This is a genomic window from Parvimonas micra, assembly GCF_021300775.1.
GTDB lineage: Bacteria > Bacillota > Clostridia > Tissierellales > Peptoniphilaceae > Parvimonas.
On the sequence record NZ_JAJTJP010000001.1, the window covers coordinates 439,549 to 452,661 of the forward strand.

The following is a 13,113-nucleotide window of genomic DNA, read 5'->3' on the forward strand; positions in this document are numbered from 1 at the left end:
TATGAAATTAAAAATATTAATGGCTTTACCTATTGATTCACAAATTAATGACTTGATGTACTCAATGTTAGAAGATGAAAATTATGAAATTACAACAGCCAATAATATTGAAGATACTATAATTTTGGCTGATCAGAAAAATTTTGACATTATAATCATGGATATGAATTTTAAAGATGGTACTGGGTTAGATTTGAAAAGAAAATTAAATGAATTTTGTGATGTACCAACAATCATAACAACAACATTAAAAGATGATATGCAAAAAATTTTAATTTTTGAGTATGGTGCTGATGATTACTTAATTTATCCATTTAATATTCTTGAATTAAAAGCAAGGATTCGTGCAATAATGAGAAGATTTGGTCAAAGGAGAACAGATATAGATAATTTAATATTTGCTGATGATTTAGAGTTTAATATTGTTGGAAGGACAGTAAAGCTAAAAGGTGAAGAAGTAGATTTAACTGGAAAAGAGTTCGATATTTTGTATATAATGGCTATTAACCCAGAAAAAATATTTAGTAGAGAAGATATAGCAAAAATAGTATGGAAAGAAGAACATGTTAGCGACTATAGAAAAATAGATGTACATATCCGAAGATTACGTGAAAAAATTAATAAAGGTGATGTAACATATATTCAAACTAAGTGGGGAGAAGGCTACTATTATAAAAAAATATAATCTTAAATAGGAGAAAGACATGAGAGAATTAATTAGTAATTTAAAAGAAAAAATTTTAAGTGAAATAAAAGATTCTGATAAAAATACATTAGAAGAAATTAGAATAAAATATTTGGGTAAAAAAGGTGAATTTACAAGTATTTTAAGAAATATGGCAAATGTTTCAAAAGAAGAAAGACCAAAAATTGGGGAACTTATTAATCAAACTAAAACAGAAATTGAAAATAAGATTAATGATAAAATAGAATTTTTCAATAAAAAAGAACTTGAAAAAAGAATTAAACAAGAAACTATAGATGTGACAATCAACAAAAAATTTATAGATATGGGTCATAGACATCCTCTTAACCAAACAATGGAAGAGCTTGAAAACTTTTTTATTTCTATGGGTTTTTCTATTATTGATGGACCAGAAATCGAAACGGTAGAAAATAATTTTGACAAATTAAACTCTCCAATGGATCATCCTTCAAGAGAGATGTCAGATACATTTTATATTGATAAAGATTTATTATTAAGAACTCACACTTCCCCTGTTCAAATTAGAACTATGTTATCAACAAAACCACCTATTAAAATGGTTTCTGCCGGAAGAACATTTAGATTTGATGAGGTAGATGATACTCATTCTCCGATGTTTCATCAAATTGAAGGACTTGTAGTAGATGAAAATATAAATATGAGTAATTTAATTGAAACACTTAATACTTTTATTAAAGAATTTTTTGGGGAAGATATGCAAACTAGATATAGACCGCATTATTTTCCATTTACTGAACCTAGCGCAGAAGTAGATGTATCATGCTTTAATTGTAAAGGTAAAGGATGTAAAGTATGTAATGGAACTGGTTGGAGTATGGAATTACTAGGATGTGGAATGGTTCACCCTAATGTATTAGAAGCATGTGGAATTGATTCTAAAAAATATTCTGGATTTGCTTTTGGCATGGGAATTGATAGAATTACAATGGTTAAACATAAAATTAATAATATTAGACTTTTATATGATAATGATAAAAGATTTTTAGAACAATTTTAAGGGGGCTTATATGTTATTACCAATTAACTGGGCAAAAGAATATATTGATATAGATAATGATATTATGGATATATGTGATAAAGTTACTTTAACAGGATCTCATGTTGAATCTATTGCAAAACTAGGTACAAATATAAGTAATATTGTTGTAGGTAGAATTATAGATATTTATAGACATGAAAACTCTAATAAACTATGGATTACGAAAGTTGATATTGGAGATGAAATTGTACAAATTGTAACTGCTGCTCAAAATTTAAAACAATTTGATTATGTTCCTGTTGCAAAGGTAAACTCAACACTAGCAGATAATACAAAAATTAAAGAAGCAAAATTAGTAGGAGAACTTTCTCAAGGAATGTTCTGTAGCTATAAAGAATTAGGTTATCCTGACTCAGTAATCCCTAAAGAATATAAAGATGGAGTATTAAGAATTTTTGATGATAATTTAATTTTAGGCTCTGATATTAGAGAAGTTTTAGACTTAAATGATACTGTTGTTGAATTTGAAATTACGCCTAATAGACCCGATTGCTTATCTATTGTTGGTATGGCAAGAGAAATAGCTGCTAGTTTTAATAAGAAATTAAATAAAATCAACTTTAAAAATTTAACAGATCTTATTAATAATAAACTTAGTATTAATATAAATAGCGAAAATTGTCAAAGATATTCAGCTAGTATAATAAGAAATGTAATAATTGAAGAATCAAATAGAAAGATTCAAAATTATTTATTAAACTCAGGTATTAGACCAATTAATAATATAGTAGATTTAACAAATTTTGTAATGCTTGAATTAGGTCAACCGCTTCATGCATTTGATTTAGATAAATTAGAAGGAAATATTACAATAAGAAATGCTTTTGAAGGAGAAAAAGTTGTTACTTTAGATGACGTTGAAAGAGTACTATCCTGTGATGATATGCTCATTTGTGATGATGTTAAACCTATTGCAATAGCTGGTGTAATGGGGCTAAAAAATTCTGAAATAGATTCTAATACAAAAAACATACTAATTGAGTCTGCTTATTTTACAAAAAAATCAATCAAATCTACTTCAAAAAAATTAGGTTTAAAATCTGAAGCTTCAATTAGATATGAAAAAGGTTTAACATCTGAACATACTTTGAATGTACTATCTAGATTTTTATATTTACTTGAAAAATATGTTAAATGCGAAATTCAATCTGTATCTGATGTAAAAAACGGATTAAACAATGAAACAATTATTGAATTTGATCCGATTTTAGTAAAGAGATTATTAGGAGTCGAAATAGATAATTCAGAGATTATTAATTACTTAAATTTATTAGAAATTAAAACTGAAGAAAAGAATAATATCATTATTTGTTATATACCTTATTTTAGAATAGATTTGTCAATTAAAGAAGATATTGTTGAAGAAATAGGTAGACTATATGGCTATTCTAATCTTAATCCTACGCCTATTTTAGGGCCAAATACAATAGGTAGAAAAAGCAAGAAGAGAGTTTTTGAAGATAAAGTAAAAAGTATTTTATTAAATTTAGGATTATATGAAATTACTACTTATTCATTTATTGGTGGAAATATAATTTCTAAGTCAAAAATGGATACTAATAATACAGTTAAAATTTTAAACCCATTAGGTGAAGAATTTAGCATAATGAGAAAGTCTTTACTACCAAATATTTTTGACGTTTTATCAAAAAATTTAAATTATAAAAATGAAGATTTGCTAATTTATGAATTAGGTAATACTTTCCACGCTATTAACGGTGAAAAAGTTCCATTAGAAATGAAAAAAATTGTTATAGGTTCTTACGGAAAATATGATTTTTACTATATTAAAGATATTATATTTAATTTATTCAATAGTTTAAATATAAAAAACTTTGAATTTGTAAAGAATAGTGCAATAGAATATTTTCACCCTGGAGTTTGTGCAGATATATTAGTAGATGGTGAAAAACTTGGAGAAATAGGTCAAGTATCATATGAAGTTTGTAAAAATTTTTCAATTAAAAAAAATATTTTTGCTTGCGAAATTGATATAGAAAAGCTAAGAGAAAAATCAAGTTTAATAAAAATTTATGAACCTTTAATCAAATATCCTGCAGTTAAAAGAGATTTGGCTATAATAGTTGATAAAACAACTGATAGTGGTACTGTTGAGAAAATAATAAGAAATAATTCAAATGATTTATTAAAAAATGTTGAACTATTTGATATCTATACTGGAAATCAAATTGATGAAGGAAAAAAATCAATGGCATATAAATTAACTTTCCAATCTAAGGATAAAACTTTAGTTGATGAAGATATAAATAGTATAATTGACTGTATACTTAAAGATTTAAAAGACAAATTAGGTGCTTATTTAAGATTTTAATTAGGAGAATATTATGGATACTAACAAGATTAAAGTTAATATCGCGGGGACTGTTTATACAATTATTGGTGAAAAAACTAGAGCTGAAGTAGAAGAGATTGCAAATTTTGTTGATGAGGAAATAAAAAAAATTACATCTCACAACTACTTATTAAATTCTACTATGGCTGCTACTTTAGTTGCTTTAAACATCTCAAGTGATTATTTTGATTTAAAGAAAGAGATTAACTTATTAAGTGAAGATAGTGAATTTCCTATAAAAAAACAAGAAGAATTCTTAAAGAATAATCAAAAAATAGAAAAAGAAAATGAAGAATTAAAAGAAACAATTAATGAATTAAATGATAAAAATAATATATTAACGAAAACAATAAGTTCCGTTGAAAAAAGATATGAAAATTTAGAAAAATTATCTTACGAACATTTTTATCAATTAAAACAAAAAAATGAAATAATAATAGAATTACAAAATGAAATTCTAAAATTAAAGAATGAATATATTAACAAAATAAAAAAAATGGAGATAATGAATAATAATGAATAATAAAGTACTTAAAACTTTAGAATTTTATAAAATTATAAATATGTTATTAGATCGTTCTCAAAGTATAATAGGAAAAAATGTTATAAAAAATTCGCATATTTCTAAAGAATTATCAGAAGTTCAAAAATTATTAGATGAAACTGATGAAGCTTATAGATTTATTATAAAACATAGGTTACCAGGTATTTCTAATATAGATAACTTAGATGAAGACTTTAAACTTATTGAGCTAGGTCACTTTTTATTACCAAAAAAACTTCTAGAAGTTTGGAAACTTCTTAATACATCAAAGTCTTTAAAGAATATAATTACAGAAGAAGAATCAATAGAGTATAATAATATTTATTCCTTGTTAAATTCATTAAATATTTATGCTCAATTAGAAAGAGATTTAGAAGTTTCTATAATTTCAGCTGAAGAAATTTCAGATGAAGCAAGTCATGAATTAAAAAGAATTAGAAGGATGATTAAGTCCAAAAATGACTTAATTAGAGATAGATTAAATCAACTAATTTCAACATCAGATAAATTAATGGATAATATATATACATTAAGAGATGGTAGATATGTAGTACCAGTTAGAAGTGAATTTAAAAATTCTTTTAAAGGTATTGTTCATGATCAATCTTCATCAGGTCAAACAGTCTTCATAGAACCAATGTTTGTAATTGACTTAAATAATGATTTAAAAAAATTAGAAATAGAAGAAGAAAAAGAAATCGAAAGAATTTTAAGAGAATTTTCAAAGAGAATTTATGAAATTCTACCACAATTAATTACTAATTTATCAATTATTTCAAGCATTGATTTTATTTTTGCTAGAGGTAAATTAGCATATGATATGGAAGCTATAAAGCCGATTATTAATGATAATGGTATTATTTCTTTAAAGTCAGCAAAACATCCTCTTATCGATAAAGATAAGGTTGTTCCTATTGATATATCTCTTGGAAATAGTTTCAACACTTTAGTAATTACTGGACCTAATACCGGTGGAAAAACTGTTACTTTAAAAACTGTTGGTATTTTAACATTAATGACACAATTTGGCTTAATGATTCCTTGTTTTGATAATTCTGAAGTAGCTATTTTTGATGAGATATTTGCAGATATAGGAGATGAACAAAGTATTGAACAATCTTTAAGTACTTTCTCTTCCCATATGAAAAATATAATAGATATAATAAATAACGCTAAGACTAATTCTCTAATTCTTTTTGATGAACTAGGATCAGGAACAGATCCAGAGGAAGGATCAGGTCTATCTATTTCTATATTAAATTATTTCTTAGAAAAAAATATCAGGACAATAGCAACAACACATTATAGTCAATTAAAAATGTATGCTATGTCAACTGAAAATGTTCAAAATGGAGCAATGGAATTTAATGTAGAAAAATTAGAGCCTACTTATAAATTAATAATTGGAATTTCTGGAAAATCAAATGCATTTGAAATTTCAAAAAAATTAGGGCTTGATGATAGCTTTATAATTAATGCAAAAAAATTTATTTCTAATAATGATTTATCTTTTGATAAATTAGTTAGTAATGTTGATAATAGACGTAAAGAATATGAAGAGCTTATTATAGAACAAAGAGAATTATTAAATTTTAATAAAAAAATTAAGCAAGAATACGAAAACAAACTTGAAAAATTTAATAGTCAAAAAGAAAAAAGAATAAAAAAATTAGAAGAATATATTGAAAATTCTATTAATGAAACTGATAAATTCTGTAGAGAAACTATTAATCATATAAATAAAGCTAGATCAAAAGAACAATCTCACAAATTAAAGAAAATTTCAGAAGAAATATTGGAGAAAATTGAAAAAATAAATCATAATAAATCTATTAAAAATGATATTAATTCTAATATATCTAATGAACCTTTAATGTTAGGAGAAGAAGTTAAAGTTCTAAGTTTAAATGAAAATGGTTTTATTCAAACTTTACCTGATAAAAACGGAAATGTTCAGGTTAAAATAGGAATTTTAAAAGTAAACGCTAGTATAAATGATATTATAAGAATAGAAAATATTATTGATAAATCTAAAGAGAAAACTTCTTATTCAAAATCTACATTTATAAAAAGTGATAAATTGTATAGTAACAAGATTGATGTTAGAGGTTATAATACAGAAGATGCAATCTATGAAATTGATAAATTTTTAGATGATTCTTTCATTGCAAATTTAAATGAGGTAACAATAGTTCATGGAAAAGGAACTGGTATTTTAAGAAATAACATAACAGATTTCTTAAAAAAACATAAATTAGTTAAATCATTTAGCTTTGGAAAGTTAAATGAAGGTGGCGATGGTGCTACAGTTGTAAAATTAAAATAGGAGTAAATTATGATAAAATTTAAAGATATAGTAGTAGATACTATTTTTAACTTAGATATAAATTTAAGTAAAGATGAAATTAAAGAATTAATAGAAACTCCCCCAAATCCAGAAATGGGAGACTATTCTTTTCCTTGTTTTAAATTATCAAAAGAGCTAAGAAAGGCACCAAATATTATAGCACAAGAATTAGTTAATAGAATCAATATTGAAGATAGTGTTTTCTTTAAAATAAGCAATGTTGGACCATATATTAATTTTTTTATAAAACCAACAGAATACTTTAGTAACGTTATTTCTGAAATGATTTTAAGGAAATATGATTATGGTTCTTCAAAAAATAATTTAGACAAAACTATTGTCATTGACTATTCATCAACTAATATAGCTAAGCCATTTCATATTGGTCATATTAGAAGTACCCTAATAGGAAATGTTATAAAGAATATTTATAAATTTTTAGGCTATAATACAATTGGAGTAAACCATCTTGGAGATTATGGAACTCAATTTGGTAAAATAATTGCAGCATATAAGTTATGGGGAAATGATGATCAAATTAATGCAGATCCTATTAATCAATTACTAAAATTATACGTTGACTTCAATAATCTATGCAAGACAGATGAAAATATGTTAGAAACTGCTAGAAATTATTTTAATAGACTAGAAAATGGTGATGAAGAATCTGTCAAGCTTTGGAATTGGTTTAAAGATATAAGTTTATTGGAATTTCAAAAAGTATATGATAAATTAAAAGTTGAATTTGATTCCTATAGAGGTGAGGCATATCACTCTCAATTTATTAATGATGTTGTTAAAGAACTTGAAGAGAAAAACTTATTAACTGAAAGTGATGGATGTAAAATAGTAAATCTAGATAAATATAACCTACCACCAGCTTTAATTTTAAAGAGTAATTCTTCAAGTACATATATCACAAGAGATATAGCAACCGCTTTAACAAGAAAAAAAGATTATAATTTTAGTAAAAATATTTATGTTGTTGCAACTCAACAAAAATTACATTTTGAACAATTAATCGCTGTTCTTAAAGAAATGGGATATGAATGGGCTAATGATTGTATACATGTATCCTTTGGAATGGTAAGTGTAAAAGATGATTTTTTAGGAACTTCTGCAAAACTTAGTACAAGGGAAGGTAATGTAATATTCTTAAATGACGTACTAGAAAAGAGTGTAGAAAAAACATTAGAAATTATAAACGAAAGAAATAATACATTAGAAAATAAAGAAATTGTTGCTAAAGAAGTTGGTATTGGAGCTGTAATATTCCAAGAATTATTTAATACAAGAATTAAAGATTATTCTTTTGACTGGAATAATGTTCTTAATTTTGAAGGAGAAACTGGCCCGTATGTTCAATATTCAGCTGCAAGAGCCTATAGTATTTTAGAAAAAAATGATTTTTACTCAAAAATTAATAATATTGATATTTCGAAATTTTCTAATTACGAAATGAATGTGGATGAATTAGCTTTGGTAAAGTCTATATATAAATTTGAAGATATATTATTAGATTCTGCAAAAAAATATGAGCCTTCTATACTTGCTAGGTATATAACTGAAGTAGCAAAGTTGTTTAATAAGTTTTATAATTCTTGTCCTATAAATAATCAAGAAGAGAATATTAAAGAGTTTCGTTTAGTACTTACTTATTGTTCAAGGATATTAATAGAAATAGGTTTAGGTCTTCTAGGTATGGATACACCCAAAAAAATGTAGGTGACTATGGATAATTTATACAATTATTTTATTAAATTTTCTGAGAGAATATATTTTCTAACAGTAAAAAAAATAGATATTAACGGTAAAATATATGAAAATATTGATATTCCAATTAACTCTAATGTTTTAATAGACAATATTAAGAATAATAATTTTAATGAAAATATTAATTTAGAATATTTTTTTGAAGGGATTTTATTATTAAATGGTATTGATTCTAAATTTAGTAATATAACAGTACTTAATAATTTTATCAAATCAAAAAACATTAACTTATTAGAATTTGTTAAATCTAAAATTGGATTTAATAGCAATAATTTGGATAGTATTATATACAACTTATTAATTATAAGAGGACTGCTAAATTTAGAGATATATGATGATTTTATAAGAAAAATTTATGTTAGATTCTTATTATCAATAATAGATTATGATAATACTTATCAAAATATGTTTTTAAACGAAATAAAAATATTATTATCAGATTTAAGTAGAAATATTGAAAATGATTCATTAATTAATATGTTATATGGTGATTTATACGTTAAGGAAAAATTTTATATAAAAGCAAGTTTATATTATAAGAAATCTATTACTAACACTAATTTCAAAATTGATAATATTATCAATAACAAAATTGAAGAAATTAGTAATAAAATCAAAATTGAAGAATTATTACAACTAGTTGATAGATTTAAGTATAATGATTGTTATAAAATTTTAGATTCCATAGATAAATTAAATCTTGATAAGGAAGATCTCTATTGGATTGGATATATTTATAATAAATTAAATGAAATTGATAAATCTATTTACTATTATGAAAAAGCATTGGATTTAAATGCCGATTTTTTAAATATTTTTTTAGAATTAGGGTTATTATATTACAAGTCGAATAAAATTGAAAAATCGCTTAAAATTTTCGAAAAAGGACTATCTGTATATATTGATGATGAAAAATTGCTCTTTAATAAGATAGTAATAGAGTTAAAATTAAAAAAATTTAAAAATGCAAAGGATGACATAGATAAGTTACTGTTGTATGAAGATATAGATAACTCTATAATGAATGATGTATTTTATTTGAAAGAACTGTATAAGGAAGAGTTAGATTTTTAGTTAAAAAATCTTGACTAATAATTAAAAATATAATATAATCTATATATAAATAGAGTAGAGGTTAAATAACAATCTCTTCTTTATTTTAGCTTTTTTTATTTTCGCAAAATTATAGTTTTGCGAAAAAAATATTGTAAAAATATTTAGGAGGATTTAATGATTCATTTTGATGATTGCCCAGTAATTTTAGATGATTATTTAAATTATTTACTAACAATTAAAGGTCGTTCTAATTTAACTGTTAAAGAATATTATTATGACTTAAAAAGGTTTTTAAAATTCATAATTATGCGAAAAAAATTATTTGGTTATAATTTAAATTCTGATATAAATGAAGTTTCAATATTATCAATTAATAAACGAGATATTTTAGATATAGATATTACAGATTTACACGCATACATATCCTATTGTGATTCTTATTATAACGATTCGACAAAAACAAAAGCAAGAAAAATTTCTGCAATTAAGTCTTGGTTTAAATATCTTCATAATACTGTTGAATTAATTGATAAAAACCCTTCCGAAAAGTTAGAATTACCTAAATTACAAAAAAGAAATCCTGTTTATTTAACCTTATCAGAATCAGAAAAAGTAATAAATGCAATAAAGTTAGAAGAAAACGAATTTAATAGAGCTAGAGATTTATGTATTATATTAATTTTTTTAACATGTGGTTTAAGAATATCTGAACTAACAGGTATTAATATTGAGTCTATTAAAGATGATAAATTAAATGTTATAGGAAAAGGAAATAAAGAACGTACTGTTTTTTTAAACGAAAACTGTCTTTATGCTATTAAATGCTATTTAAAATTAAGACCTATAACTCCAGATACAACTGCACTATTTATTAGTTCACATAAGAAAAGAATTTCAAATAGATCAATTCAAATAAGGTTAAAAAAATATATACAATTAGCAGGGTTAGATCCTAACATCTATACACCGCACAAACTTAGGCATACTGCTGCTACCTTAATGTATAAATACGGAGACGTAGATATAAGAACAATTCAAAGTATTTTAGGTCATACAAGTGTTGCTACCACGCAAATATACACTCATTTAGATGATGATGACATTAAGAAAGGAATTTCTAAAAATCCTATTTCAAAACTAAAAATATAAATTTTAATAAAAAAAGACAAGTTTTATAACTTGTCTTTTTTCTATTAAACTCTTGATAAATATTCATTAGTTCTAGTATCAATTTTAATTTTATCTCCATTATTAATGAATAACGGAACAGTAACAACAGCACCAGTTTCTACCTTAGCCGGTTTGTTAGCTCCAGTTGCTGAATCACCTTTAACACCAGGTTCAGTTTCAACAACTTCTAATTCTACGAAGTTTGGAGCATTAACTTGAAATGCCTTTCCATCATGAAATCTTATAGTCGCATTATCATTCTCTCTTAAATATAAAAGCGCGTCTTCAACAACATCAAAATTTAATGGTAACTGTTCATAAGTTTCTGTATCCATAAAGTAATATAGTTCACCATCAGAATATAAATATTGCATTTCTTTAGTTTCAATCTTAGCAATTTCATATTTATCATTTGGATTAAAAGTCATTTCTCTTGAACCGCCATTTTTTACTGACTTAATTTTTGTCCTAACAAACGCAGCACCTTTTCCAGGTTTTACATGTTGAAAATCTATAATTTGGTAAACATCTCCATCCATTTCAAATGTTGTGCCTTTTCTAAAATCTCCAGCTGATATCATTAATTTTCCTCCTAAATTTATAAATAATTCAAAAGATATTATAACATATTATATTAAAAATATCTATATATTAATCATTTTTATTACCTTTATCTTTATCTTTTTCCTTATCCTTATCTTTTTCATTTTTTGCTGGTTCTTCAGTAGTTGCCTTTTTTGTACCAACTTTTACTATTTGTTTTTTTGGCTGATAATAGTCACTATTTAATAAGACAGGACTTTCACCATCTTTTTGCTTGTATGAGGAACCTCTATATCCTGGGAATCCTTTTTCAACTACAACTTTTTTCCCTTCAGGTAAAGTTGGATCTGGTATTTCTTCTACTGGCATTCTAATTGTAGAAACGTCAGTTGTAAATAATTTAATGTTATAATTTTTCTTATCTGTATCTCCTAAAATTTTAAAAGTTAATTCCCCATTTGATACATAACTTGTTATAACTACAGGAAAATCAAAAGTATTTTGAAATTTTAAATCACTTTGACCTTCATAAAACATAGCGTCTAATCCTATAGTACAGTATGGAACTCTCATAGAATGTTGATTTCTTTCAACAATTTTCAAATCCGCTTTTACTAAAGCTTGATATAATGTAGATGTAACTTGACAAATTCCACCACCAATTGAATCAACAATTTTATTATTAAGAAATGTTCCAGCTGGTTTGTAACCTGCACTTTTAGTTACTTCTCCAATAACTTTTGAAAAAGAAAAAGTTTCACCAGGATTTACAACATATTCATTTACTTTATCAGCAGAAATTTTTATATTTGTATTTCTATTAGGCTGATTATCGAATTTAGTAGTTGACTCTCCTATAACTCCTTTTATTGATGATAACAAATTTTTATCTATTCTTTTATAATCTGATGAAATTATTGGAATTTCAATGTTAGAACTTGATGGTACATTTTTAAAAATATCTAGTATTTTATCTTCATCAACCTTAATTCCAGTTTTTCCATCAATAACAGATATTTTTTCTGATGCAAAGCCAAATTTCTCGTCTACAGGATCGGAGTTTAATTTTTCTGAGATTTCTTTTATTATTTCATTTAATTTAGTAGCATCAAAAGTAGTTTTGAGTTCAAATTTTCTAGGATTTTTCAATAATTCTTTTAATGTATTTATCCTTTCATCATCTGTCCCTTGTCTTCCAATATTAAATGCTTCATTAATGACATCTTCATAATTATATGAAAAATTTATATCTTTAAGTGCTATTTTTTTTGTATAATCATTAAAGCTTAGTATAATATCGTCACCTATATTTATACTATCCTTTACTTTTTTTATAGCTTCTTCTTTTGTTAAATCTTTTAAGTCAATTCCATTAATATATATTCCTTCAAAAAATTTATCATATGCCAAAAGTTCTTCTTTATTCAAATTTTTAGTCTCACCAGATGCACTACTTAATGGTTTTCTGAAAAATAGAAAATAACCACTAATACAACAAATAATTACTACTGCTAGTACTGCTGTAACAATACCAGATACTTTTAGATATTTTCTCATTAAT

10 protein-coding genes are annotated in these 13,113 nt (G+C 24.5%); 8 read left to right on the top strand and 2 right to left on the bottom strand.

Annotation, left to right across the window (positions count from 1 at the left end; all coding sequences use genetic code 11):
- Position 1: 1 nt before the first annotated feature.
- The 8 genes from LW893_RS02210 (at position 2) to LW893_RS02245 (ending at position 10,988) form a co-directional block, all read left to right on the top strand.
- Positions 2–685, top strand: a complete 684-nt coding sequence (locus LW893_RS02210) for a response regulator transcription factor (protein WP_233055590.1) — start codon at positions 2–4, stop codon at positions 683–685.
- A gap of 19 nt (positions 686–704) precedes the next feature.
- Complete coding sequence (pheS, locus tag LW893_RS02215; protein ID WP_233055591.1) at positions 705–1,724, top strand: phenylalanine--tRNA ligase subunit alpha; 1,020 nt, start codon at positions 705–707, stop codon at positions 1,722–1,724.
- A gap of 10 nt (positions 1,725–1,734) precedes the next feature.
- Positions 1,735–4,098 carry a phenylalanine--tRNA ligase subunit beta gene (pheT, locus tag LW893_RS02220; protein WP_233055592.1) on the top strand — a complete coding sequence of 788 codons (2,364 nt, stop codon included), beginning with the start codon at positions 1,735–1,737 and terminating at the stop codon, positions 4,096–4,098.
- Between the two features lie 13 nt (positions 4,099–4,111).
- On the top strand, positions 4,112–4,642 hold the full coding sequence (gene zapA, locus LW893_RS02225; RefSeq protein WP_233055593.1) for a cell division protein ZapA: 531 nt from the start codon (positions 4,112–4,114) through the stop codon (positions 4,640–4,642).
- Complete coding sequence (locus LW893_RS02230) at positions 4,635–6,989, top strand: endonuclease MutS2 (RefSeq protein ID WP_233055594.1); 2,355 nt, start codon at positions 4,635–4,637, stop codon at positions 6,987–6,989. The genes zapA and LW893_RS02230 overlap by 8 nt, the downstream gene beginning before the upstream one ends.
- 9 nt (positions 6,990–6,998) lie before the next feature.
- Positions 6,999–8,735: an arginine--tRNA ligase gene (argS, locus tag LW893_RS02235; RefSeq protein WP_233055595.1), complete on the top strand. Its 1,737-nt coding sequence runs from the start codon at positions 6,999–7,001 to the stop codon at positions 8,733–8,735.
- A gap of 6 nt (positions 8,736–8,741) precedes the next feature.
- Positions 8,742–9,857, top strand: coding sequence for a tetratricopeptide repeat protein (locus LW893_RS02240; RefSeq protein ID WP_233055596.1), 1,116 nt, complete (start codon positions 8,742–8,744; stop codon positions 9,855–9,857).
- 156 nt (positions 9,858–10,013) lie between these two features.
- Positions 10,014–10,988 (top strand): tyrosine recombinase XerC, encoded by a 975-nt coding sequence (locus tag LW893_RS02245; protein ID WP_233055597.1) that lies wholly within the window; start codon positions 10,014–10,016, stop codon positions 10,986–10,988.
- A gap of 44 nt (positions 10,989–11,032) precedes the next feature.
- On the opposite strand, the gene efp is transcribed toward LW893_RS02245, so the two are convergent.
- Both efp and LW893_RS02255 read right to left on the bottom strand, forming a co-directional pair.
- The gene (gene efp / locus LW893_RS02250; protein WP_233055598.1) at positions 11,033–11,590 is read right to left on the bottom strand and encodes an elongation factor P; all 558 of its coding nucleotides are present in this window, start codon (positions 11,588–11,590) and stop codon (positions 11,033–11,035) included.
- Positions 11,591–11,660: 70 nt separating this feature from the next.
- A complete protein-coding gene (locus LW893_RS02255) occupies positions 11,661–13,109 on the bottom strand; it encodes a VanW family protein (protein ID WP_233055599.1) in 1,449 nt (482 codons plus the stop codon).
- Between the last annotated feature and the right edge of the window lie 4 nt (positions 13,110–13,113).